Origin of the sequence: Desulfosceptrum tomskiensis (genome assembly GCF_049818055.1) — a bacterium.
Classification (GTDB): Bacteria; Bacillota; Desulfotomaculia; order Desulfotomaculales; family JASEER01; genus JBFLVT01.
Window position 1 is genome coordinate 418,583 of the sequence record NZ_CP187479.1, and the last position, 24,501, is coordinate 443,083.

23 protein-coding genes are annotated in these 24,501 nt (G+C 60.0%); 20 read left to right on the top strand and 3 right to left on the bottom strand.

Annotated elements, in window-relative coordinates; genetic code table 11:
- The 4 genes from miaA (at position 1) to trxB (ending at position 3,583) form a co-directional block, all read left to right on the top strand.
- Positions 1 to 1,008 (top strand): tRNA (adenosine(37)-N6)-dimethylallyltransferase MiaA, encoded by a 1,008-nt coding sequence (gene miaA / locus ACPV0M_RS02125; protein ID WP_425621347.1) that lies wholly within the window; start codon positions 1 to 3, stop codon positions 1,006 to 1,008.
- Positions 1,005 to 1,259, top strand: coding sequence for an RNA chaperone Hfq (hfq, locus tag ACPV0M_RS02130; RefSeq protein WP_425621348.1), 255 nt, complete (start codon positions 1,005 to 1,007; stop codon positions 1,257 to 1,259). The genes miaA and hfq overlap by 4 nt, the downstream gene beginning before the upstream one ends.
- Before the next feature lie 145 nt (positions 1,260 to 1,404).
- On the top strand, positions 1,405 to 2,634 hold the full coding sequence (locus tag ACPV0M_RS02135) for an aminotransferase class I/II-fold pyridoxal phosphate-dependent enzyme (protein WP_425621349.1): 1,230 nt from the start codon (positions 1,405 to 1,407) through the stop codon (positions 2,632 to 2,634).
- A gap of 28 nt (positions 2,635 to 2,662) precedes the next feature.
- The gene (gene trxB, locus ACPV0M_RS02140; protein WP_425621350.1) at positions 2,663 to 3,583 is read left to right on the top strand and encodes a thioredoxin-disulfide reductase; all 921 of its coding nucleotides are present in this window, start codon (positions 2,663 to 2,665) and stop codon (positions 3,581 to 3,583) included.
- Between the two features lie 249 nt (positions 3,584 to 3,832).
- Here the strand turns inward: trxB and ACPV0M_RS02145 are convergent, their stop codons facing one another.
- Positions 3,833 to 4,798 (bottom strand): carbon-nitrogen hydrolase family protein, encoded by a 966-nt coding sequence (locus ACPV0M_RS02145; RefSeq protein WP_425621351.1) that lies wholly within the window; start codon positions 4,796 to 4,798, stop codon positions 3,833 to 3,835.
- On the bottom strand, positions 4,774 to 5,166 hold the full coding sequence (locus tag ACPV0M_RS02150) for a hypothetical protein (RefSeq protein WP_425621352.1): 393 nt from the start codon (positions 5,164 to 5,166) through the stop codon (positions 4,774 to 4,776). The genes ACPV0M_RS02145 and ACPV0M_RS02150 overlap by 25 nt, the downstream gene beginning before the upstream one ends.
- A 124-nt stretch (positions 5,167 to 5,290) precedes the next feature.
- Here ACPV0M_RS02150 and ACPV0M_RS02155 point away from each other — a divergent pair, with 124 nt between their 5' ends.
- The 15 genes from ACPV0M_RS02155 to ACPV0M_RS02225 all read left to right on the top strand — a co-directional run bounded on the left by ACPV0M_RS02155 (position 5,291) and on the right by ACPV0M_RS02225 (position 23,460).
- Positions 5,291 to 5,584 (top strand): LapA family protein, encoded by a 294-nt coding sequence (locus ACPV0M_RS02155; RefSeq protein ID WP_425621353.1) that lies wholly within the window; start codon positions 5,291 to 5,293, stop codon positions 5,582 to 5,584.
- A gap of 20 nt (positions 5,585 to 5,604) precedes the next feature.
- Entirely contained in the window at positions 5,605 to 8,295 is a 2,691-nt protein-coding gene (locus ACPV0M_RS02160) for a helicase C-terminal domain-containing protein (RefSeq protein ID WP_425621354.1), read from the top strand.
- Positions 8,296 to 8,596: 301 nt separating this feature from the next.
- Complete coding sequence (locus ACPV0M_RS02165; RefSeq protein ID WP_425621355.1) at positions 8,597 to 9,166, top strand: 4Fe-4S dicluster domain-containing protein; 570 nt, start codon at positions 8,597 to 8,599, stop codon at positions 9,164 to 9,166.
- Positions 9,163 to 10,044 (top strand): CoB--CoM heterodisulfide reductase iron-sulfur subunit B family protein, encoded by an 882-nt coding sequence (locus ACPV0M_RS02170; RefSeq protein ID WP_425621356.1) that lies wholly within the window; start codon positions 9,163 to 9,165, stop codon positions 10,042 to 10,044. The genes ACPV0M_RS02165 and ACPV0M_RS02170 overlap by 4 nt, the downstream gene beginning before the upstream one ends.
- A gap of 54 nt (positions 10,045 to 10,098) precedes the next feature.
- The gene (locus ACPV0M_RS02175) at positions 10,099 to 12,084 is read left to right on the top strand and encodes a 4Fe-4S binding protein (RefSeq protein ID WP_425621357.1); all 1,986 of its coding nucleotides are present in this window, start codon (positions 10,099 to 10,101) and stop codon (positions 12,082 to 12,084) included.
- Positions 12,075 to 12,515 carry a hydrogenase iron-sulfur subunit gene (locus ACPV0M_RS02180; RefSeq protein ID WP_425621358.1) on the top strand — a complete coding sequence of 147 codons (441 nt, stop codon included), beginning with the start codon at positions 12,075 to 12,077 and terminating at the stop codon, positions 12,513 to 12,515. The genes ACPV0M_RS02175 and ACPV0M_RS02180 overlap by 10 nt, the downstream gene beginning before the upstream one ends.
- 5 nt (positions 12,516 to 12,520) lie before the next feature.
- Entirely contained in the window at positions 12,521 to 13,498 is a 978-nt protein-coding gene (locus ACPV0M_RS02185) for a 4Fe-4S dicluster domain-containing protein (protein ID WP_425622239.1), read from the top strand.
- 24 nt (positions 13,499 to 13,522) lie between these two features.
- The gene (locus ACPV0M_RS02190; RefSeq protein WP_425622240.1) at positions 13,523 to 14,539 is read left to right on the top strand and encodes a 4Fe-4S dicluster domain-containing protein; all 1,017 of its coding nucleotides are present in this window, start codon (positions 13,523 to 13,525) and stop codon (positions 14,537 to 14,539) included.
- A 2-nt stretch (positions 14,540 to 14,541) separates the two neighbouring features.
- Entirely contained in the window at positions 14,542 to 15,396 is an 855-nt protein-coding gene (locus tag ACPV0M_RS02195; protein WP_425621359.1) for an FAD/NAD(P)-binding protein, read from the top strand.
- A gap of 122 nt (positions 15,397 to 15,518) precedes the next feature.
- Entirely contained in the window at positions 15,519 to 16,922 is a 1,404-nt protein-coding gene (locus tag ACPV0M_RS02200) for a MurT ligase domain-containing protein (RefSeq protein WP_425621360.1), read from the top strand.
- Positions 16,894 to 17,619, top strand: coding sequence for a type 1 glutamine amidotransferase (locus ACPV0M_RS02205; protein WP_425621361.1), 726 nt, complete (start codon positions 16,894 to 16,896; stop codon positions 17,617 to 17,619). The genes ACPV0M_RS02200 and ACPV0M_RS02205 overlap by 29 nt, the downstream gene beginning before the upstream one ends.
- Positions 17,620 to 18,088: 469 nt before the next feature.
- Positions 18,089 to 19,987, top strand: a complete 1,899-nt coding sequence (locus ACPV0M_RS02210; protein ID WP_425621362.1) for a PrkA family serine protein kinase — start codon at positions 18,089 to 18,091, stop codon at positions 19,985 to 19,987.
- A 103-nt stretch (positions 19,988 to 20,090) separates the two neighbouring features.
- Complete coding sequence (gene yhbH / locus ACPV0M_RS02215) at positions 20,091 to 21,224, top strand: sporulation protein YhbH (RefSeq protein WP_425621363.1); 1,134 nt, start codon at positions 20,091 to 20,093, stop codon at positions 21,222 to 21,224.
- Positions 21,225 to 21,447: 223 nt separating this feature from the next.
- The gene (locus ACPV0M_RS02220) at positions 21,448 to 23,013 is read left to right on the top strand and encodes a phosphoenolpyruvate carboxykinase (ATP) (protein WP_425621364.1); all 1,566 of its coding nucleotides are present in this window, start codon (positions 21,448 to 21,450) and stop codon (positions 23,011 to 23,013) included.
- 129 nt (positions 23,014 to 23,142) lie between these two features.
- The gene (locus ACPV0M_RS02225; protein WP_425621365.1) at positions 23,143 to 23,460 is read left to right on the top strand and encodes a hypothetical protein; all 318 of its coding nucleotides are present in this window, start codon (positions 23,143 to 23,145) and stop codon (positions 23,458 to 23,460) included.
- On the opposite strand, the gene ACPV0M_RS02230 is transcribed toward ACPV0M_RS02225, so the two are convergent.
- On the bottom strand, positions 23,351 to 23,710 hold the full coding sequence (locus ACPV0M_RS02230) for a ferredoxin (protein WP_425621366.1): 360 nt from the start codon (positions 23,708 to 23,710) through the stop codon (positions 23,351 to 23,353). The genes ACPV0M_RS02225 and ACPV0M_RS02230 overlap by 110 nt on opposite strands.
- Before the next feature lie 505 nt (positions 23,711 to 24,215).
- On the opposite strand from ACPV0M_RS02230, the gene ACPV0M_RS02235 reads away from it, so the two are divergent.
- The gene (locus ACPV0M_RS02235) at positions 24,216 to 24,461 is read left to right on the top strand and encodes a hypothetical protein (protein ID WP_425621367.1); all 246 of its coding nucleotides are present in this window, start codon (positions 24,216 to 24,218) and stop codon (positions 24,459 to 24,461) included.
- The last annotated feature ends 40 nt before the right edge of the window (positions 24,462 to 24,501 follow it).

Below are 24,501 nucleotides of genomic sequence, written 5' to 3' on the forward strand. Positions count from 1 at the left end.
TTGCCGCAGGAGAAACCCGCGCTGCTTGTAATCACCGGCCCCACCGCCACCGGCAAGACGAGCGCGGGCATCGAGGCAGCGTTGCGACTGAACGGCGAAATCGTCTCGGCCGATTCAATGATGGTCTACCGGGGCATGGACGTCGGAACAGCCAAGCCGACCGCCGCCGAAATGAAAGGGGTGCCCCACCACCTGATCGACGTTGTGGACCCGGATGAGGATTTCAGCGTAGCATGTTACCAAGAACTGGCCGAGAAACATATACAGGAGATAAGCGCCCGGGGAAAACTGCCGATCCTGGTGGGAGGCACCGGACTGTACGTGCGGGCCGTTCTGGACCATTATCACTTTGTGGTCGGGCCGGACCGGGCCTTGCGGCGGGAACTCCAGGACGCGGCCAGAGCCCGCGGTGTCGCGTGGCTGCACGGGCAGCTTGCCGGTGTGGACCCCGTAAGCGCCCAAAGGCTGCATCCCAACAATGTCCGGCGGGTCATCAGGGCCCTGGAAGTGTACTACCGGACGGGGCGGCCGCTGAGCAGCTTCCAGGACCGCGACCACAAAACCGACCCGAAGTACCGTACCCTGGTGTTCGGGCTGATCTGCGACCGCGACGAGATGTACCGCCGCATCGAAAAGCGCGTGGATGAGATGCTGGCCGCCGGCCTGGTCGAAGAGGTCAGGCGCCTGATCAACCGGGGATACGAACGGAACCTGCCGTCGATGAAGGGGCTGGGCTACAAAGAGATCGCCGCCTATCTCGCAGGCGAAACCGGCCTTGACGAGGCCGTCGAGACGCTCAAACGCAACACGCGGCGTTTTGCGAAACGGCAATTGACGTGGTTTCGGAGGGACGAACGGATCATCTGGCTGGATGTCGTTGCCGCGGGAGGGCCGGCAGGGGCGGCGAAAGAAATTGTTACCGAGTGGCAGGAGTACCAACGCCTACCGCGAAATAGTTTTGCATTTGACAGGAACGACTTTCAAAGAGACAGGGGGCAGTACCCATGACCAAGACCCAGATTAATCTTCAGGACGCGTTCCTGAATCAGCTCCGCAAGGAGAATATACCGGTGACCATTTTTCTGGTTAACGGGTTCCAACTCAAGGGTTTGGTGAGGGGTTTCGACAACTTTACAGTCATCCTCGAGAGCGAAGGAAAACAACTGATGGTATACAAGCACGCCATTTCGACGGTCAGTCCGGGGCGGCCGGTCAACACCTCGACCGCGGCTCCCGAACCGAGGACCGCCGGACAATAAGCCCTTCACCAGAAGGGCTTCATTATTGGAGCTGTATAGTTCAGTTGGTAGTAGGCAGTCGTCAGACGTCGGAGCAAAAGAGACCGGGAACGGCTTGAGTGCCGGGCTACCCGACAACCGACGACCGAGCGGGCGGGTGCGTTATGTGTTGCAGGAAACAGTTGCGCTGATCAGGCAGGCCGAGCAGGACGCGGCCCCTGTCTTCAAACGGATCGACGAGACCGCCCTGGCCAACCACCAGCGTGTTCTCAGGGCTTTCCACGAGGTGAGGGTGAGCGAATTTCATTTTCGCCCGTCAACCGGTTACGGGTACGACGACCCGGGACGCGAGGTGCTGGACCGGGTATGGGCGCGCGCTTTCGGCGCCGAGGCCGCCCTGGTGAGGCTCCAGATCGTGTCGGGAACGCACGCCCTGGCCGCCGCCCTCTACGGCGTGTGCCGGCCGGGGGACGAGATTCTATCCCTGGGCAGGCCGTATGATACCCTGGCCCGGGTTATCGGTATCGATGAACAAGTCCCCGGGTCGCTCCGCGATTTCGGCGTCGGCTACAGGGAAGCGCCGCTGAGCGCTCCGGAGATCGACGTCGACCTTATCCTGTCGTTGGTCGGGCCCCGGACGAAAATATTATACCTGCAGCGGTCGCAGGGCTACGCCTGGCGGCCCGGGTTGAGCATCAAAATGATGGGTGACCTGATCGGGGCCGTGAAAAAACGGTTTCCGGAGATCGTTGTCGTCGTCGACAATTGTTACGGCGAGTTTGTCGAAGCCGACGAGCCTCCTTCCGTGGGAGCCGACCTTACCTGCGGTTCGCTGATTAAAAACCCGGGCGGCGGTTTGGCTCCTACCGGAGGATATATTGCCGGGCGGAAAGACCTGGTGCTCCTGGCCGCCGGGCGGCTGACCGCTCCCGGGCTGGCCGGCAAGGTGGGGTGCAATCCGCACGGCTACCGGCTGTTGTTCCAGGGCTTGTACCTCGCTCCGCATTTTGTGGCCGAAGCCTTGAAGGGCGCGGTATTGGCGGCCCGGTTGATGGAGATGCTGGGATATAAGGTGAGCCCGCGTTTTGACGACGACCGCACCGACATCGTCCAGGCGATACGCCTGGGCAGCCCGGAAAAGGTTTTGGCTTTTTGCCGCGGTATCCAAAGGGCGTCCCCGGTGGATGCCCACGTGGTGCCGGAGGCCGGCGACCTCCCCGGTTATTCGGGCGGTGTGGTCATGGCCGCGGGGACCTTCGTCCAGGGCGCTTCGCTGGAAATGACGGCCGACGCGCCTTTACGCGAGCCCTATGCCGTGTATTTCCAGGGCGGGCTTTCGCTGGCTTATACCAAAATAGGGCTCGGCTTCGCGTTGCGCAAACTCATGGAAATGTAACATATTTTTAGCTTTGGGGTGAGCGGAAATGTACGATGTGGTGATTATCGGTGGTGGTCCGGCGGGTCTGGCGGCCGGGATCTATGCGGTGCGTGCGGGTTTGGACACGGTTTTGTTCGAGCGCGGGGCGCCGGGCGGAGCGGTCCTGAACACCGAAAAGATCGAAAACTATCCGGGGTTCCCGGGAGGCATCGGCGGCCCCGAGCTCGTGGCGCAGATGGAGGCGCACGCCCGCCAGCTCGGGTTGCGTATCGAGACCAACGAGGTTTACGAGATCAAGCCGGAAGGCGATACCTTTAAGCTTCGGACGAAAAAGGGCGATGTAAAGACACGTACGCTCATCATCGCCACCGGTACCGGTCCCCGCCCGCTGAACGTGGACGGAGAGACCCGCCTGCGCGGCCGCGGTGTTTCTTACTGCGCCGTCTGCGACGGGGCCTTCTTCCGCGATCAGGTGGTGGCCGTGGTCGGCGGGGGGGACGCGGCCGTCGAGGAAGCGCATTTCCTGACCAAGTTCGCCTCCAAGGTCTATCTGATCCACCGTCGCGACGAGCTTCGCGCCGCCAAGTCGCTGCAGGAGCGCACGCTTGGCAACGCGAAGATCGAACCGCTTTGGAGTTCGGTGGTAACTGAAATCAAAGGCGAGAACGCCGTTGAGGCGGTCACGGTCAAAAACCTGAAGACCGAGGAGACCTTCGATCTCAAGGTCGACGGGGTTTTCGTCTACGTCGGCATCAAGCCCAACAGCTATATCGTCGAAGGCCTCGTGGAACTGGACAAGACGGGGTTTATCATGACTGACGAGCATATGCAGACCTCGGTGCCCGGCATTTACGCCGCCGGCGACGTCCGCAAGAAGCCCCTGCGGCAGATCGTCACGGCTGTAGCCGACGGGGCGGTGGCGGCCATCGCCGCCGAGAAGTACCTGGCGGCGAAGGGAGAACACTGAATAAGTCGTCAGTCGTCGGTCGTCGGACTCGAAGGGATTCCCATTCGGAAATCCCGAATTTGTCAGGTTGTAAGTCATAAGATCGTAGGGATTCGCTGGCGAATCCCTACTACTTTGATCACCGTTGTCTCACAGCTGATGGCCAAAAAAAGGCTGTACCGGAATGGTACAGCAGAAAGGGAGAGGAGTTAGGTTGTTACTGGGTCCGTTTACAATTTGCCCGCAGCTCCTCTGATTTATACATAATTTTTAAAAAATTTTAATGTCGACGAGGTCCTTCCGCCGGTTGTGCAGAACGGGCAGTTCGGCGCGAACCTTGTCTGTGAAAGCTGGGTCGAGGTCGACGGTAAGCAAGGTCTCCCGCTCGCCGGCCCGGGTAAGAACGCTCCCCCAGGGATCGACGACCATCGAGTGACCGTAGGCAAGGTAGGCGGCTTGTTCGTTACGGGCGGGAGAGGCGCCGATAACGTAAACCTGGTTGTCCAGTGCGCGCGCGCGGAGCAGCAACTCCCAGTGCGCCGGCCCGGTAACGGTGTTGAAGGCGGCCGGCAGGACAAGGAGCCGGGCGCCTTGCAGGGCCAGGGCGCGGATAAAGACGGGAAAACGGATGTCGAAGCAAATGGCGATACCGATCAGGCCCAGGGGGGTCGCGACAAGGCCGAGCTCGCTGCCGGCGCTGAAGGTATGCGACTCTTTAAAGGTGATGGTTTCAAGCTCCACGTCGAAAAGGTGGGCCTTGCGGTAGCGTCCGAGCAGTCCGCCATCGGGTCCGAACACGAAACAGGTGTTGTAAAGCAGTTCGCCGTCTAGTTCTGGCAGCGTCCCTCCGACGACGACCATTTTGGTTTCCCGGGCGGTCTGCCGCAGCATGTCGAGGGTGGGCCCGCCGGGAAACGTTTCACCGAAGGGCCTGAAGAAGCGGTGGTCGTAAGGGCAGTTAAACATCTCGGGCAAGACGGCAAGCCGGCACCCTTCTCCGGCCGCGGCCAGCAGCATTTCGCGCGCACGGCCGAGGTTGTCCGTCTTTGTCTCGGTAACACGTATCTGGCAGACACCTACTTTAAGACTCTCCACTGTTTCCACCACCCACGGTTTTTGCTTAAACGATATCCGAACGCTTATTGCCATTATACTCCTGCCGGCAAGCAAAAATCCGGCGTTTTCGATGCCGGACTTTAAGCGGAAGGTGGTCAGGGTTTCAGTTTTTCTTCCCACCGCTGGTATTCCCCGGGGGTGAGCATTTCGCGCTCGCGCAGGTTGTGCAGGAGTTTCCGGGTCAGGAGGAATTCCCTTTTCCCTTTGTCCTGCTCGTAATAGTAGGAACTCTGCAACAGGGTCTCGACATGGCGCCCGGGGTCGGCGGCGATGTCAGTGAAGACCTTCATGACCGTCTTCCGGGCCATCTTTTCGTGCCCCGTCAGCTTCAGGGCTGTTTGCTGCATAATCCTCTGGGCTTCTTCCATGCTGCCGAAGAGGACAAAAGCGACCATCGACCAGACCCAGTAAACGTTGTAGATCGAGGTCTCCAATAGCTCGCGGGTGAGTCCCGCAGGTATCGGCCGATACCGCTTTCTCTTCTCCACCACCATCCGCCCCGTCTTTTTGTTTTTAACGTATGAATAAACTAACCAATATGTGAGCTTTTTATTCCAATGGAAGGAATCAACCGATGCAAAACAGAAAAACACGCATCGGGAGGTGTTGCGCGTGCAGGTTTTCCTTATCGCCGTGCTGTTGTTCGCCCTCCTTGTCTCCGTGTTTGCGGTGCAGAATGCGACGACCGTGACGATACGCCTGCTGTTCTGGACTTTTCAGGGCGTTTCGCTGTCGCTTGTCGTCCTCGGCTCGGTGGCGGCCGGGGCGATCATCGCTTTCATCCTCGGCCTCGGGCGACAGTGGCGGCTGTCGTGGCGGGTCAGGGAGCTGACCGCCAAGCTTGCCGATATGCAGCACCAGGCGGCAAAGGCCCGGGAGACGAAGGCGCCCGAAGAGCCTAAATAGGAAATGCGGGGCAAGTAGATTTGCTGCACAGTTTTGTCGTCTGTGATTTAGAGACGACCGGTCTCGATCCCGCAACAGATGAGATCATCGAGGTGGGCCTGGTGCGTGTGGCCGGCGGCGCTATCGCCGGTACCTTCCGGGCGCTGGTCAGGCCTTCCTTTTCCGTGCCGCCGCGGGTAGCGGCCCTTACCGGCCTGAGCGACGCCGACCTGGCGGGGCAACCTGCCTGGCTTGAGGTCAAGGACGAGGTGCAGTCCTTTATCGCCGGGGACGTCCTGGTGGGCCAGCACATTGGTTTCGATCTGGCTTTCCTCCGGCGCTCGGGCGTCGAGGTGCGCGAGCCGGCGCTGGATACGTACGAGCTGGCGCGGCTGGTTATGCCGCGCCTGGCCAGTTACCGCCTAGAAAACCTCTGCAGACACCTGGGCATAGACTACCCCGTTCGCCACAGGGCTCTCGAAGACGCCTTCGCCGCCGCCAGGGTCTTCCTGGCCTTGCAGGAGCGCCTCGCCGGGTTCGATTTTACTCTCTTGACCCAACTGGGGATGATCTTTGAACGGGGGATGTCTCCGTGGGCGAAGGTCGTCAGGGACGCCTTGCAGGCAAGCGCCCGCAGTTTCGCTGCCGCGCCGAGGACCGCGGCGGCCGAGGAAACGGTGTGGGATGATGACTATCGCCCCGCTCTACAGCGACACGAACCGGTACCGGACCCTCTCGCCGTATTGGCTCCCGGGGGCGCCCTCGCCAAGGTGTTCCCTGGGTACGAGTGCCGCGAAGGCCAGTTGAAGATGGCCGAAGCGGTGCTCGAAGCTCTCCAAAACGCCACCCACCTGGTTATCGAGGCCGGCACGGGGACCGGCAAGTCCCTGGCTTACCTTCTGCCGGCCGCTGTCTGGGCCCTGGCTAACGGGCAGCGGGTGTTGATTTCGACCCATACGGTAACCCTCCAGGAACAGTTGATTGCCAAAGACGTGCCCCTGGTCGCCGGCGTTCTGGGGCAGCCCCTCTCGGCGGCAATTCTAAAAGGGCGCTCGCATTACCTCTGCCGCCGGCGCCTGCATTTCGCCCAGGCCGAGGGATTGAATCCCGAAAAGGCTTTGTTTCTGGCCCGCGTCAGCGTGTGGCTCAGGGAAACCGTTGCGGGCGACCGCAGCGAGCTTTCTTTGACGCCGGCGGAGCGAGGTTTCTGGCCGGAAATCGCCGCGGAACATGAGGGTTGCGCCGGCGCGGCCTGTCGTTGGTACGGTTCCTGCTTTGCGATGCGCACACGGCGCAAGGCCGATCGCGCCCAGATCGTGGTTACCAACCATGCCCTGCTTTTAGCCAGCCTGCAGTTGGACAGCCAGATGCTTCCCGATTACGGTCCGGTAATCATCGACGAGGCCCACCACCTGGAAGGGGTGGCCACGGAACAGTTCGGGCGCGCCGTCACCCGCCAGGAGCTGACATCCTGGCTGGAAGCGTTAGACCGTTCCACGGTACGGGTTGCACAAGCTCACCCGGGGCTGGTCGGTGCCGGATTCGGTGCGGCGCAGGCCGCGTTGCGGAACGCGGTTGAAAACCTGTGCTCCTTTTTTATTGAACGCCTCGGGGAAAGCGACGAACCCCTGGTTATCCAAGAAGAAGAACTGCAGGAGCCGGTTTTAGACCTGGACAGCGCGTTCCAATCAATATTAGGCGCCGCCGGTGCGGTGCTCGATGAGCTCAGCAGGGGCCGTTACGGTCCCGAGGGGGAAGCTGCTGAACAGTTGGCCGCGTTGCTGGCGCGCGGCCGCCGGCTGGCCGACGACCTCTTGTTTATCTTGGGCCAAGCCCGGGAAGGGTTGGTCGCGTGGGCCGAACGTGCTTTCCGGGACGGCGGGGTGACGTTCCGGGCGGCGCCGGTCGAGGTCGACCGGTTGCTCTGCGAAGGTTTGTACCGGATCAAGGCCCCTGTCATCTTTACTTCGGCCACGATCACAGTCGACGGCTCTTTTGACTACTTCGCCGAAAGAGTCGGGCTGCACCTGCTTCCGGCAGACGCTGTGGGCAAGGTGCAGGTGGCCTCGCCTTTCGACTACGACCGCCAGGCCCTTCTGGCCGTGACGACCGACCTCCCTGACCCGGCTTCCACTGGCGAGGCGCAGTACCTTAAAGCCCTGTGCGGGGCGTTGGAGCGCATCGTCGCCACGGCGGGCGGGGGCACGCTAGTTCTTTTTACCTCTCATAAAGCGTTGCGCGAAGCATATAGAAGATTAAAAGAGCGCTTGCAGGCATACGACATCGATCTCCTCGGGCATCACCTCGACGGCGGGCGCACGCGCCTTTTAGAAGCGTTTCAATCCGGCGAGCGGACCGTGCTTTTCGGGGCTGCAAGTTTCTGGGAGGGTATCGACGTTCCGGGCGAAGCCCTTCGCTGCCTAGTGATCGTGAAGCTGCCTTTTCAGCCGCCCAATCATCCGGTCGCCGCAGCCCGCCGCCAGACCCTGGCCCGGCAAGGCAAGAACGCCTTTTTCCACCTCTTCCTGCCCCAGGCGGTGATCCGCCTGAAACAAGGCTTCGGCCGTCTTATCCGCAGCAGCCGCGACCGGGGGGTAGTGGTGGTTCTCGACCCCAGAATCCTTAAAAAGCAGTACGGGGCGAGGTTTTTGCGTTCCCTGCCTGTAAGCGGCTGCGAGAAAGGCAGCCTCGACGAGGTCTGCGCGAGGATGGCCGAATGGCTGAAGCTTTAGCGTTTAACGGCGCGTTGCAAGGTGACATATGACAGACCATCCTCATAGTATAAGTAAAACAACTGAGGAGGGGGAAACCTTGCGGGTTTATTATTTCAGGCTGCCCGGATTTTTACGTTTGCTGTTGCTGAAGTTCTACAAATAGTCAGGCTATTTTGAGCGTAACCTGGTTGCATGCCCAAGTTTTTTTAAGGGTAAGAGAAGAGGGATTTGGCGGAAAGGCTCGAATATTTTTTTATTCGGGCCTAAATTTTTAAGTGGTACTTGAGCCAGCGAAGGTTGTGCGGGAGGAGAACAGGATTTGACTGTAAACCTTACGCAGAGTTTGCGGGACGGCGCCGATTTCCGGCGCCGGATCGAGGATCAAAGCGGCCAGACGCTTTCCGAATGCTACCAGTGCGGCAAATGTACGGCGGGTTGCCCGGTGGCTTTCGCCGCCGACGCGGCGCCCCACCAGGTCGTCCGCATGCTGCAGCTCGGGCTCCGGGACGAGGCACTGGCGACCCGGACCATCTGGCTCTGTGCCGCCTGTTCGACGTGCACGACCCGGTGCCCCCGCGGCGTTGACCTGGCTAGAATCATGGATTGCCTGAGGATCGCCGCCTTGCGGCAGGGGAAGGTCAGGGCAGGCAGGCAGGTTGCCTTGTTTAATAACGTCTTCCTGGAATCCGTCCGCAAGTACGGCCGGGCCCACGAGCTGGGGCTGGCCATGGGGCTGAACCTCAAGCGCGGTACACCCCTGAAGGACGCCGACCTGGGGCTCGGCATGCTCAAAAGGCGGAAGCTGCGCCTTGCCCCGTCGCGCATCAGGTCTACCGGGGAGATAGCGGCTATTTTCCGCCGGGCCGGGGAGATGGAGGACGGGAAATGAAGTTCGCGTATTACCCAGGCTGTTCACTGCACGCTACGGCCAGAGAATACGATCTTTCGACGCGGGCGGTCTGTGACCGCCTTGGTATTGAATTAAAGGAGCTTCCGGACTGGAACTGCTGCGGAGCGACTTCGGCCCATAGCACCAACCACTTTCTCAGCACGGCTCTCCCGGCGCGCAACCTGGCCATCGCCGACGAGATGGGCCTGGATGTTGCCGTTCCCTGCGCGGCTTGCTACCAGCGCCTCAGGATGGCCCAGAACGACCTGGCGAGAGATCCGGTGCTGCGTGAGAAGATGGAGGCCGTTACGGGGCGTCCGTACAAGGAAGAGGGGGTCCGGGTGAAGTCCCTGCTCGAGTTGCTCGCCGGGCAGGGTGAGGCTTTAAAAAGCAGAGTCGTCCGGCCGCTTGACGGCCTTAAGGCGGCCTGTTACTATGGCTGCCTGCTTCTCCGCCCGCCGGCGGTCTCGTTTGACGACCCCGAGCATCCCTCGTCGATGGACGGGTTGCTGGAGATATGTGGCGCCGAGCCCGTCGATTGGGGATACAAAACGGAATGCTGCGGTGCTTCGCTGTCCCTGACCGACGAGGACGTCGTGCTGAAGCTGACACGGGACATCCTTGCCGTAGCTTTGGGAGCGGGTGCGGAATGCCTTGTTGTTGCCTGCCCGCTCTGCCACTCCAATCTGGACGGCAGGCAGGGTCATGTAAACAAGAAGTTCGGCACCGGTTTTCAACTCCCGGTGCTCTATTTCACGCAGGTCCTGGGGCTCGCCATGGGCGCCAGGCCCGAAGAACTGGGGATGAACATTCATTTCGTAAGCACCGACAAGGTTTTTAAAAAGTGTTGTCCCGAGAATACCCCTCGGAAAAGATAGATCATTCAGTTGCAACTGGCAACGGGAAGAACGTAAAGGAGCGGAGTTGACACCATGCCCCGGATCGGCGTCTTCGTTTGCTGGTGCGGTTCCAATATCGGGGGCGTCCTGGACTGCCCCAAACTTGCCGGGGAAGCGGCCAAAATGCCCGGCGTCGTATACGCCGCGGACTACAAGTATATGTGCTCCGAGCCGGGCCAAAACCTGATCATCGACGCCGTTCGCACGCACGGTCTCGATCGCTTGGTGGTGGCGTCCTGCTCGCCGCGACTGCACGAGGAGACATTTCGCAAGGCATTGGCGAGGGCCGGTTTAAATCCCTTCCTTTGCGAAATGGCCAACCTGCGCGAGCATTGCAGTTGGGTCCACGCCGCCGAGCCGGAGAAGGCCCAGGCCAAGGCCCTCGACCTGTTGCGCCGTGCCGTCGCGAAGGCGGCCCTGCTCCAGCCCCTTACCGTTTCCCCGCTGCCCGTGACGAAGCGGTGCCTGGTCATCGGGGGAGGCATCGCGGGCATCCAGGTGGCCCTGGACGTCGCCGACGCCGGACAGGAGGTCGTCCTCGTCGAGAGGGAGCCCACCATCGGCGGCAACATGACCAGGCTGGACAAAACCTTCCCGACGCTGGACTGCTCGGCCTGCATCAGCACCCCGAAGATGGCGGCTGCGGCCTCCCACCCCAACATCAAGCTTTACACCTACGCCGAGGTGGCGTCTGTCACCGGATACATCGGCAACTTTAAGGTTACAATCCGCCAGAAGCCGCGCTATGTCGACCACGATAAGTGCACGGGTTGCGGGACTTGTTGGGAGAAGTGCCCGAAGAAGGTTGCCAGCGAGTACAACCTGGGCCTCGGCCAGCGGAAAGCCATCTACATCGCCTTCCCGCAGGCCGTTCCCAACAAGCCGGTCATTGACGCGGCCAACTGCATGCGCTTCCAGACCGGACGCTGCGGGATCTGTGCCAAGGTATGCCCGACCGGAGCAGTCAATTACGAAGAACGGGAATCCACTTTCACCGAGGACGTCGGGGCCATCGTCCTGGCCACGGGCTACAAGCTTTTCGACTGGGAGAGGGCATACGGGGAGTACGGCTACGGTAAATATCCCGACGTGATTACCGGGCTGCAGTTTGAAAGGCTGGTCAATGCGGCGGGGCCGACCGGCGGGAAAATCCTGCGGCCGTCTGACCAGAGAGAGCCGAAGTCGGTCGTCTTCGTCAAGTGCGTGGGTTCGCGGGACGCCGCCAAGGGACGCGAGTACTGCTCTCGGGTCTGCTGTATGTATACGGCCAAGCATGCCCACCAGGTGTTGGAGAAGATTCCCGGAAGCCAGGCTTATATTTTTTACATGGACGTGCGGACGGCGGGAAAGGGCTACGAGGAGTTTTACCAGCGCACCCTGAACGACGGCGCCGTATATATCAGGGGACGGGTCTCCAAAATCTTCCAAAACGGGGACAAGCTAATCGTCCGGGGAGCCGACACGCTGCTCGGTCGCCCGGTGGAAATCGAGGCCGACATGGTCGTCCTGGCCACGGCGATGGAGCCGGCTGCGGGCGCAGCTGACCTCGCCCGTCTCGTGGGCGTAACGGGGGACAAGGACGGCTTTTTCCAGGAAGCCCATCCGAAGCTTCGCCCGGTCGAGACGCATACGGGAGGGGTGTTCCTGGCCGGCGCCTGCCAGGGTCCCAAGGACATCCCGGACACGGTGGCCCAGGCCGGCGGCGCGGCCTCCAAGGTTATCGGGCTCCTGTCGCGCAGCGAATTGGAGACCAACCCGATGATTGCCTCAGTCAATGAGGTCTTGTGCTCGGGCTGCCTGCTTTGCCTGCCTGCCTGTCCTTATAAGGCTTTGGAAGCCAAGACGATTACCGAGCGCCAGCCCGGCCACCCACCGCGGGAGCGCGTGGTCGCCGGCGTCAACAGCGGGCTTTGCCAGGGCTGCGGAGCCTGCAACGTGGCCTGCCGGTCCGGGGCGATCGAGGTTAAAGGCTACACCAACCAGCAGTTACTGGCGGAGGTGGACGCAATATGTCAGTAGAGAAAGACCGACAGGAACAAAACGATCCCAAGATCGTCGGTTTTTTCTGTAACTGGTGCAGTTATGCGGGCGCCGACCTGGCTGGAGTGAGCAGGACGGCGTATCCCCCCAACATAAGGATCGTCCGCGTGCCCTGTTCGAGCAGGGTGCACCCGCACTTCGTGCTGCGCGCTTTTAAAAAGGGCGCCGACGGCGTCCTGGTTTCGGGGTGACACCCCGGGGACTGCCACTATGTCAGTGGCAATTATTTCACCCGCCGCCGGTTCCAGCTCTTTAAACGGCTTATGGAGTACGTGGGGTTTGAGCCCGGCCGCCTCGAGGTCCGCTGGATCTCCGGTTCGGAAGGCAACAAGGTTGCCGACACGGCGCGCCGGATGGCGGAGGACATCAACCGGCTCGGGCCAAACCGGAAGATGAGGGATGCGGATTGAATAAAGTGCAAGACGACCTGCGCAGAGAGGCTGCGCGGCTCCTGGAGTCGGGAGACGCAGCGATGGTTATTGCCTGGGAAGAGGGGAGCGACGCCGCCAGAACGGCGCCGGCTTTTGCCGTTTCACCGGCGGAAGCGGCCGGGCTCGTGTGGAACCCTTTTTGCGTGCCCAACCTCGTCAAATACCTTCTCGATTACCGTTATGAGGATACCAAGATCGCCGTCGCCGTCAAGGGCTGCGACGAACGGGCCGTCAACCGCCTGGTCCAGGACCGGCAGTTCCCGCGGGAGCGGATCGTCGTCCTGGGACTCCCCTGCGGGGGGATGCTGGATCGCGGGAAGACCCTGGCTGCGCTTGGCCCGCGGGCACGGCTGAACGGTGTCGAGGACCGCGGCGAGGCCTTCGTGCTCGTCTCGGACCAGGGCGAGGTGACGCTGCCCAAAGAGGAGTATCTCTTGGAGAAGTGCCTGACCTGCGTGAGGAACGCGCCGGCCCGGGCCGACGTCACGCTCGGCCCCGGCGTTTCCAACCCGGCCCGGCCGGGATGTGATCCCTTCGCCCCGGTCAGGGAACTGGAGGCGCTGAGCCCCGCGGAGAAGAGCGCTTACTGGGACGGGCAGTTTTCGCGGTGCCTGCGCTGCTATGCCTGCCGGAACGTGTGCCCGGCTTGCAACTGCAAGGAGTGTTCTTTCGAGCAGGCCGTGCCGGGCTGGCAGCAGGGGGCCGGCTGGATCAGCAAAAACACTTCCCTGGCCGAGAACTACACCTTCCACCTTATTCGCATGTTTGACGTGGCCGGCCGGTGTATCGACTGCGGCGAGTGCGAGCGGGTCTGCCCGGTCGGCATCCCGCTGAGCAAACTTTACCGCAAGGTTCTGAAGGATGCTGCGGAACTCTTCGCGGTGCCGACCCCCGGCTTGACGGCCGAGGAGATACCTGTGCTTGGATCCTATAGCCCGGAAGACAAGGAAGAATTCATGTAGCGAGGTGCTGCTCGCGTGCCCGCGATGGTACTTTTAAAGGAACAATTGAAAGTTTTCCTGGACAGATATGCGCAGCGGGATGCGCTTGTCGCGCCCGTTTCCGAAGAGGGTGCCGTTGCCTACCGCCGGGTAAAATCCGCCGAAGAGGTGACTGTCGACTTCGACCTGCCGACGCTGCCGCCCAAGGCGCATTTTCTTCCGCAAACGGAAGAACTCTACCGTTACGCCTATGGAGAGGGCGGCATGGAACTCAAAACCCCGCCCCCGGCTGCACAGACCCTGCTTTTCGGGGCCCGTCCCTGCGACGTCAGGGGCATAACCGCCCTGGACTCCGTCTTCGCGGGTAGGTTCGGGGACGCCTACTGGTCGGACAAGCGCGAAAAGACGACGATCGCGGGCTTGAGCTGCCGGCGCGTGCTTCCCGGCTGTTTTTGCCGCGCCTACGGGTACGGGCCGACGTCGGGGGAAGGGGCCGACCTGATGCTTACCGACCTGGGCGACCGGTACGTGGTGGAATTCCTCACAGCCAAGGGAGAAGCGGTGCTGAACGCGCACCGGGACCTCTTCGGCCCGGCCGGCGCCGGTGACCTTGAAGAGAAGGAAAACCGGACGGCGAACCTGGCCCGGCAGTTTTACCGGGAAGTGGACTTAAGGGGCGTACGCGAGAAAATGGACGGGCTTTTCGCCAGCCCTTACTGGGAGAGACTGGCCAGGAAATGCATCGGCTGCGGGATCTGCACCTATCTTTGCCCGACCTGCCATTGCTTCGATATCGTGGACGAGCCTGCCGGGCCGGGGGGAGGACGGCGGCTGCGCTGCTGGGATTCGTGCATGTTCGCCGATTTCACCCTGCATACCAGCGGGCATAATCCGCGGCCGGGAAAGAAGGAAAGGGTGCGTAACCGCTTCATGCACAAGCTGAAGTACCACCACGACCGCTATGGCCTGGACGGGTGCGTGGGCTGCGGGCGCTGCGTGGCGATGTGCCCGGCCAATATCGATATCACCAGGGTAATCGCCGACGTCAAGGAGGTGGGGTAGGAATGGGAGAATGCGGTTGCCGCGATAACCCGCTTCTGCCCCAACTGGCGACCATCCGGGAAATCATCCGGGAAACCGGTGACGTTAACACGTTCAGGATAACCTTGAACGACCGGGAAGCGATGGCCGGATGGAAACACGAACCAGGGCAGCTCGCTATGCTATCGGTATTCGGAGTCGGGGAAGCGATGTTTTCAATCAGTTCGGCGCCTACCAAGCAGGGATTTCTTGAGTTCAGCATCAAGCGTATGGGTAAAGTAACCTCTGCGCTGCACGAGCTTAGCCCCGGGGCGGTTATCGGTATAAGGGGCCCCTACGGCAATCACTTCCCTTACGAACTGGCCAAGGGTAAGGACCTCCTGGTCGTGGGCGGGGGGTTTGCCCTAGCTCCCTTGCGATCAATGATTGATTTCGTCCTCGCCGATAAAAACCGGGACGACTATGGACGGCTCGAAATCATTTACGGGGCCCGGTCTTATGACGACCTGTGCTTTAAGCACGACCTTTTTGAAAACTGGCCCAATCAGCGGGACACCGTGGTTTATACGACCATAGACCGTGCGGAGGAGCGGTGGAAAGGACACGTCGGTTTTGTTCCGGCTTATGTCGAGGAGATTGCTCCTTCAGCCGAAAACAAGATTGCCTTGGTATGCGGGCCACCGATTATGATCAAGTTCGTGCTCCAGGCTCTCGAAAAGCTGGGTTTCCGCGACGAACAGATTTACTCGACGCTGGAACTGCGCATGAAGTGCGGGGTGGGCAAGTGCGGGCGGTGCAACATCGGGAGCAAGTTCGTCTGCCTGGAGGGCCCGGTCTTCAGCCTGAAGGATATTAAGGAACTGCCTCCGGAGTTCTAACTAATTCTAAGCCCGGGTCGTCTGGCCCGATTCTTTTATCCCGGATGCGGTTGCATCGGCTCCGGGGACAGGTTAAAGTAGAGACAGGGTTCCCATAATATGGAACGCAGGGGGCAAGATTCTTGCGCCTAAGACATGCGGCGGCGGTTTTGGGGGCCAAGCTGGTCGTTAAAATCAGCCAGGCGGCCGGGCACCGCGGCTCGTCGCTGCCCGGGCGGATCGCGCTGCGCATCAACCCCGGGGCCCTGACCCTGATGGCCGGGATGGTGACACGGGGCGTCGTCATCGTCACGGGCACGAACGGCAAGACGACCACCAACAATATGCTGGCGCACATCCTTAGAGCCAGAGGGTACCGGGTGATTTGCAACCAGGAGGGGGCGAACATGCTTACGGGGGTGACGGCGGCTTTCGTCCGTCACGCCGGCGTTCTGGGCCGTCCCCGGTATGACTTCGCCGTGCTCGAGGTCGACGAGAACAGTTTCCCCGCGGTTACGGCCATGGTTAAGCCGACCGTGGTGGTCGTAACCAATTTCTTCCGTGACCAGCTGGATCGTTACGGGGAACTTGACATGACCATCGCAACCATACGTAAAAGCCTTGAAGGGCTTGGCGATACACGTCTCGTCCTAAATGCCGACGACCCGCTTGTGGCCCAACTGGGAAGGGGGAATCCCTCCGCGGTCTATTACGGGGTCGCCCCTTACCGGCGCGTTTTCGGCCGGCTCGGTGAAGCTTCTCGGGAAGCGCGTTTCTGTCCTTTCTGCGGCAAGGCTCTCAATTACTCCTTTTATCACTACAGCCAACTGGGCCTGTGGCTTTGCCCGGGGTGCGGCTTCAAGCGCCCCGAGGCCGATGTCGATGCCCGTGAGATCAGGCAGGACCAGGGCACGCTTACATGCAAGGCGGCTTACGGAAACCGCGCCGTGCCGCTGCACCTGCCGACACAGGGTTTTTACAACCTGTACAACGCCCTGGCGGCCTTCACGGCGGGGCTGGTCCTGGGCGTGGGGCCTGCCGAGATGGCGGCCAGCCTCAGCTGTTACGAACCGGCTACCGGCCGGCTGCAAAACTTCCGGTACGGATCGAAGCAGGTGTTCCTCAACCTTGTCAAGAATCCCGCGGGCTTCAACGAGAGCCTGGCCCTGTTGCTCAACACCCCCTTCAAGAAGGACGTTTTCATCGCCATTAACGACAACGCCGCCGACGGGCGCGATATCTCGTGGCTCTGGGACGTCGATTTCGAGGCTCTGGTCCCCGCCGCCGACAGCCTGGTGAGATTCTACTGCAGCGGCCGCCGCGCCGAGGAGATGGGCGTCCGCCTCAAGTACGCCGGGCTGCCGCCCGAACGCATCCTTATCCGTCCCGACCTGCGCGAAGCGGTCCGCGCAGCTTTGCACGGGCAGGGGGAGGCCGTCTATTTCCTGGCGACATATACGGCCCTGTGGCCGGTTGAGAAGGAACTCCGCCGTCTTTTGGACCGCAAGGAGGCTGACTATGCTGACAGTATGCCATCTTTATCCTGACATCCTGAACCTTTACGGCGACCGGGGCAACATCATCTCCTTCACCCGTCGCTGCCAGTGGCGGGGGATACCCGTGCGGGTCCTGGAGGTCGGGCTCGGGGAACACATGGATTTCAGCAAGGTCGACTTTCTGTTCCTGGGCGGCGGTTCGGACCGCGAACAGGATATTATCGCCGCCGACCTCTTGACCCGCCGGGACGCCTTGCGCGACGCCTTCGAGAGCGGGTTGACGGTGCTGGCCATCTGCGGCGGATACCAGCTTCTGGGGCACTTCTACCGTACCCTTGACGGCAAGGAAATCCCCGCTCTCGGGCTGCTCGATCTTTATACCCAGGCCGGTGAAAAGAGACTGAAAGGCAACATTGCGGTGGAGGTCGACCTGGATGGGGAAACCGTGCTTGTCACCGGTTACGAGAATCACGCGGGACAGACCTTCCTGGGGAGCGTCGTCCCCCTGGGCAAGGTCCTGGCCGGTTACGGGAACAACGGCATTGACGGATGGGAAGGCGCCCGCTACAAGAACGTTTTCTGCTCTTACCTTCACGGCCCGCTCCTGCCCAAGAACCCGCAGTTAACGGATTACCTCATCACCCTGGCGCTGCAGCGCCGGGGAAAAACCGTCAGACTGGCGCCCCTTGACGACAGGCTGGAACGGCAGGCCAACGCCGTAATGCTGTCCAGGCTGAACGTGAACTAAAAGAATTTAATTCTAGGACTGCTTGTGAAATGTGGCATTTAAAGTTATAATGAATGCAGTACTTTGTATACCCGAATACAGTCACCCGGGAGTTGGTTCGGATGGAATACTTGGTGACCTGGTACGAAGGCGACGATGTGATTTACAAGCTGCTTTCCAGCGAAGAGCTGGCGTGCCTGGAACCGGACAAGGATTACATAGTTTGTCCTCTTAACTAGCAGCACTGCGAAAGTACGCCTTTTGGCCGTCGTTTCAACGATGGCCTTTTTTGTTGCTTTCCTTCCCTCACCTTCTTTTTCGCCCCTCTTAAGCATATAAGTCTTTATAGACTGGCCTCCAGTTTGAGAGGTGAGATGTGGGAAGTCGGAAGTCAGAGCATTTGGCGGGATTCGCTCTGCGGTTCACCCAGTACTCACCTCTGACTTCTCACCTCTCACTTCACAGTTGCCCGGTACGGGGGGGTGGCTTGATGGATTCCTTCCTCCGGCGCCTTGGAGAGTACCGCTCGTCCGAAAAGTCTCTATTGTGGCGCGGTACCTTCAGCGACTACCTTGAGATCGTGCGCGCCAACCCTGCGGTTTGCCAGCTGGCCCATGCCAGGATCTACAGCATGATCCGTGAGGAAGGCTATGAGGAATACGACGGCGTGAGACGCTACAGCTTCTTTGCCAGGGAACTGTTCGGATTGGACAAAACCCTGGAGAAACTCGTCGAGGAATACCTTCACCCCGCAGCACGGCGCCTTGACGTCCGCAAGCGCATCCTGCTGCTGATGGGGCCGGTGAGCGGGGGCAAGTCCACGCTGGTCAATCTGCTGAAAAGAGGGTTGGAACGGTATTCGAGAACGGACCGGGGGGCGGTCTACGCCATCGAGGGCTGTCCCATGCACGAAGAGCCGCTGCATCTGGTGCCTCGTGAGCTCAGGCAGGAGTTCGGCAGGGAGTTCGGGGTTTATATAGAGGGGGAACTCTGCCCCGTCTGCAGGGTCATGGTCGATGACGTGTATGGCGGGCGGATCGAGAACGTACCCGTGGAACGGATCCTCTTCTCCGAGGAAAGGCGGGTCGGCATTGGCACCTTTTCGCCCTCGGACCCCAAATCGCAGGACATCGCGGAACTGACCGGCAGCATCGACTTCTCCACGATCGCCGAGTACGGCTCGGAGTCCGACCCGCGCGCCTACCGCTTCGACGGCGAGCTCAACATCGCCAACCGGGGAATCATGGAATTCCAGGAAATGCTCAAGTGCGACGAAAAGTTTCTGTGGAACCTGCTGAGCCTTTCCCAGGAGGGCAACTTCAAGGCCGGGCGGTTCGCGTTAATTTACGCCGACGAGATGATCGTCGCCCACACCAACGAGACGGAGTACCGGAACTTCATCAACAACAGGAAAAACGAGGCCCTGGTTTCCAGGATGATTGTGCTCAAGGTCCCGTACAACCTGCGGGTCAGCGACGAGATCCGTATTTACGAGAAACTCATCGGTCAGAGCGAGATGCGCGACGTCCACATCGCCCCGCACGCCTTGAGGGTCGCGGCCGTCTTTTCGGTGCTGTCCAGGCTGAAAGAGTCCAAGAAGCAGGGAATGGACATCATTAAAAAAGTGAAGCTTTATGACGGGGAGGATGTCGAAGGTTTCAGGAAGCAGGACGTGCATGAACTGCAGATGGAACACCCCGAAGAGGGAATGGCGGGTGTCGACCCGCGCTACGTCGTCAACCGTCTCTGTTCGGCGCTGATCCGCACCAAGGCCCGGTGCATCAACCCGCTGGATGTCTTGAGGGCTCTGAAAGACGGACTTGACCAGCATCCCTCCATCACCTCCGAGGAGAGGGAAAGGATGCTGAACTTTATCGCCATCGCCCGCCGCGAGTACGACGAGATGGCCAAGAAAGAAGTTCAGAAGGCTTTTGTTTACTCTTACGAGGAGTCGGCCAAGGTCCTTTTTGAAAACTACCTTGATAACGTGGAAGCATTTGTCAACGGGGTTAAGATCCGCGATCCCATCACGGACGAGGAGCTCGACCCTGACGAGAAACTGATGCGTTCCATCGAGGAGCAGATCGGCATTTCCGAGAACGCTAAGCGCGCCTTCCGGGAGGAGATCCTGATCCGTCTTTCAAGCTACGCCCGCCAGGGGCGCCGCTTCAGCTACGATTCTCACGAGCGCCTGCGCGAGGCCATCGAGAAAAAGCTTTTCGCCGACCTCAAGGACGTGGTTAAGATCACCACCTCGACGAAAACGCCCGATGTCAGGCAGTTGCAGAGGATCAACGAGGTCAGCGCCATTTTGATCAAGGATTACGGCTACTGCCCGGCATGTGCCAACGAACTGCTAAGATATGTGGGAAGCCTGCTTAACAGGTAGTCAGTAGTCGGTAGTCCGTATTTGATGGGATTCGCTGTTGCGAATCCCTAATTTACGCACTTCTAACCTCTCACTTCGCACTTCCTTTTTGGGGGGATCGGCGGTGGACAGGTTTACGATCTGTCGGGAAGACTGGTCCTTGCACCGCAAGGGGTATCTCGACCAGAAACGCCACTGGGAGAAAGTCCGCGAGGCGATCGAAAGCAACATCGCGGACATCATCAGTGAAGAAAGCATCGTGATGTCCGACGGGCGCAGGGTGGTCAAGGTTCCCATCCGCTCCATCCAGGAGTACCGTTTCCGCTACGATCACAATAAGCAAAATCACGTCGGACATGGGACAGGAAACACCAAAACGGGGGACGTCTTGGCTTGCGGCCGCCCGGCAAAGGGCGACGGGAGATCGGCCCCCGGCAACGAACCCGGCGTGGACTATTACGAAGCTGAGGTGACGATTGAAGAAGTCTCCGAGATATTGTTTCAAAATCTGGCCCTACCCAACCTGAAGGCTTCGAAGAAACCCCGGATGGTCACGGAAGGCCTGGAATTCACCGACATCCGCAAGAAGGGGACGATGTCGAACCTCGACCGCAAGCGCACCATCCTGGAGGCGCTGAAGCGCAACGCCCTGCAGGGCGGACGCGGGCTGCCCCGGCTTAAGCCGGAGGACCTGCGCTTTAAGACGTGGGAGGTCAAGACCCGGCCCGAAGCCAACGCCGTAGTCCTGGCGATGATGGACACCAGCGGCAGCATGGGGCCTTTCGAAAAATACATCGCGCGCACCTTCTTCTTTTGGATGGTGCGTTTCCTGCGCACGAACTACGGCAACGTGGACATCGTGTTCCTGGCCCACCACACCGAAGCCAGAGAAACCACGGAGGAGGAGTTCTTTACCAAAGGGGAGAGTGGGGGGACCCGCTGCTCCTCTGTTTACCACTTGGCCTTGCAACTGATCAAGGAGCGTTACAACTCTGCGGATCACAACGTTTATGCCTTTCATTTTTCGGACGGCGACAATCTTTCGTCCGATAACGAGCTCTGCGTTCAGTTAGTGCGAGAACTGGTTCGGTTGTGCTGTATGGTTGGGTACGGGGAGATCGAAGGCCCGTACTATTACACCAACACCCTGCGCACCGCCTTGAAGGCCGTTCAGGACCCTAGGTTTGTGACAGCGGTCATTAGGGACAAGGGCGAGGTATATGGAGCGCTGAAGGCGTTTTTCAGCCCCTGGGAGTAGGGCGCCCGGCCCTGGGGCTTTGAGGAGCCGGTGGCTCCTTTTGTGTTTTCTATTTGGGTATATAGTGCAACATATAAAGGAATTCTGGTCAAATTGGTATCTGCTAAGATCTGCTGTTTGACGTTGAATTTGGTGCACCCTTTTGGTATTATGTGCTTATCATACAGTATACAATGTGCAGGCACCCAACACCGGGTTTTGAACAAAGAAAGGAGTTACTGCAATGCAGGCCTTCAGACGCCCTGTTGAGGCGCGTGTAATCATCGACAACCCCGGCGCGGAAGAACTGAGGGAGATGGCGCGCTTCGAGGAACAGACCACCAGGTATGGGAGCGCCAGTTATGTTTCCCAGGTGCGCAGCCGGAGCGCGAAGTTTACCTACATCGTCGAGGACGGCGTCAAGCTGGGGGTGGACCAGAAAGGGATAGACCCTGCGAAAGCCCTGGCTGTGGCGGAAGAGGTGCTGTCCTACCTTAAGGGCCAGGAGGTCATCAGGCTTGACAGGCAAATGGGACAGCATCCCGATTTCAACCTGCACTGCCGTTTGTATATCACCAGGAAATACGCGCGCATTCCGTTCCAGTGGCACGCCATGCTCTTTCCGCCGGCTGATAAGGATGCGGAGCCCGATTTAGTGAGCGTCTATGTTCCGGAGTGGCCGGAGCGCCTGATATTCTGTCATCCGACCCAGAGGATCACCTTCATCCTCGGCACCGATTATTTCGGAGAGTGCAAAAAGTCTTTCCTGCGCAAGGCCATGTTCGTCGCCAAGGAGCGCGGCGGCCTCGGCTTTCACGCCGGGAGCAAGGTGTTGCGCGTAAGGCAAAAGGGAGGCAAACTCCGCGAGGTCGGCTTTATCCTTTTCGGACTGAGCGGCACCGGCAAGACCACACTGACCATGCACGATCACGGGCTCACCGGGGAAGAAGGCGTGGCCATACGCCAGGACGACGTGATCGTGATGAACCCGCAGGGATATTGCTACGGGACCGAAAACGGTTTTTATATCAAAACGGACGGCCTCGACGAGTCCCAGGATGTGTTGTATCAAGCGGCCCTTTCCCCGCTTGCCGTTTTTGAAAACGTCAAGGTCCTTCCGGACGGCACGATCCTCTTTTACGATTCCGAGCTTACCTCGAACGGGCGCGGCGTCGTCCTGCGTTCGGAAGTGAGGGGGACCGACGCGAGGATCGACATCGACAAGGCCGACCGGGTCATTTTCATCACCCGGCGGAACGACGTGGTGCCCGTGGTCGCCAAGCTCACCACCGAACAGGCGGCCGCGTACTTTATGCTCGGGGAGTCTATCGAGACTTCGGCGGGCGACCCCGCAAAAGCGGGGCAGCCCAAGCGCCAGGTCGGCACCAACCCCTTCATCATCGGACCCGAGGCCGAGGAAGGAAACCGGCTGCTGGAAATCCTGCGGGCCAACCCCGATATGGAGTGCTATTTGCTCAACACCGGCAGCGTCGGTGCCCGCGCCGGCGAGCCCGGCGTCAAGATCAGTATCAAGATGTCGACCACGATTATGAAACACATCGCCACCGGTTTGATCAAGTGGCGCAGAGACCCGGACTGGGGTTACGAGGTACCTGCGGAGGTCCCGGAAATCGACATCGTTCTTTACAACCCCGCGCGTTATTTCACGCCCGAAGAATACCGCGAGCGCGTCGAGAAACTGCGTGACGAACGGCGCCGGTGGCTGGCCAAATATCCCGGCCTGAAACCCGAAATCCTCTATGCCGTGGAACCTCCGGCCGGGCTGCAGAGAGTTGCCGCTTTACGATAGCTTATCGAGAATAGGGTTAAAGAGCAAAAAAACCGTTGGAATAAGATCGGCCGTGGTTTAACCACGGCCGATCTTATTCCTGCAGGGTTTTGGGACGGGAAGTGGAATTCACCAAAAGAGGTGAGACCGGTGATTTCCTGCAGCATCACGCCCACCGAGGCGCGGTTTCTCGAATCTTTGCGCACCTGCCATGGGGACCTGGAGTGTGTTGTCGAGAAGCTTAACATGGTCCCGGCCCATTCGATCACGCCGCGCATGCCGCGGCTGTCGCCCCACGAACTGGCGCTGGTCGCGCGGCGGTTGCAGGGCAAGGGCCTGGTCGTCGCCGATTTCCGCTTCAACGGCCGGCTGCGTTCGGCCAAGCTGACAGCCAAGGGCTCGCAGGTGTTGAATGACTACCTTGCCCGCCGGAAGGCGGCCGCGAGGGACCGGAACTATTCTTCCTGACAGTGAATGCAGGATGGGGGCAGGAATCGATGGCCTCCTGGATTTCCTCTTCGCTCGCCCTGTTCGGGTCTATCACCTCGGCGTATCCCAGGTCCTCATTCATCTTAAAAACCGCGGGGCACAACGCTTCACACGTCCCGCACGCCGCACACTCGCTGGTTTCTATGTTATGTAAGGAACTCGGGCCATAATTGTCATCCTCTCCCCAAGCTGCTGGGAATACTGTAGACCCGCGGCCGGACGATGTCAACCGCGTTACACAAAGCGGCCATAACTTGCAGGGAAGAACTCAGGCACTCGCTAATTGTTACTTGATAAGTAGCAGCACATCGTTTACATCCAGGGTGGTTTGTATCCTAAACTACAATTTTTCGACTCTGGTAACCAACGATAACGGTTACAGCGGGTCTGGGTTATCCCCGCCGCTCAGTGCTCCGCTTCGACCGTTCTATGAGGCCGTTGAAAAGCTTCGCCTGACTTTGAGAAGTGTGAGGCGAGAGGTCAGAGGTGAGTATCAATGAAGGAATTCACCAAGCGAATTCCAACCCTGTGTTCCCACTTCTGACTTCCCACGACCCACATCTCAAAGGCCTTTCGCGCCATGCTCGCTTTTGAACGCCTTTCGGGTGATTGCCTAAGCTCAGTTCAGAGCGTGGCGGGCCTCCTGCGGATTGTTCGCGGGCGCAGCTTTCCAAAGGTTGCCCAAGTACGCGCCGAGGCCTTGACGCAGCGAACGTTGGGAGTATAAATCAAAAATGCGCAGTGAGCCGAGGGAAAGCGTCGGCCGCTGTTTGAGCGCAGCGAGTTCGGCCGGCGCCCGAGGCGAACGAGCATCTTCCTCTGTCACGGACAAGTTCGCTGCGGCCAAGGCCGAGGAAAAGCGTACGGCCGACGCTGCGACGGCGGAAGCGCCCGCGAACGTCCTCGTCGGCAGCCACGCTGGCTTCACCTTCGCTAAGAACGGTGCCCGAAGCTTTCAGCAAAGTCGCTTGCGGGGATAAACCAGACCCGAACAGCAAGGGCTATTATCGAGCTAATGCT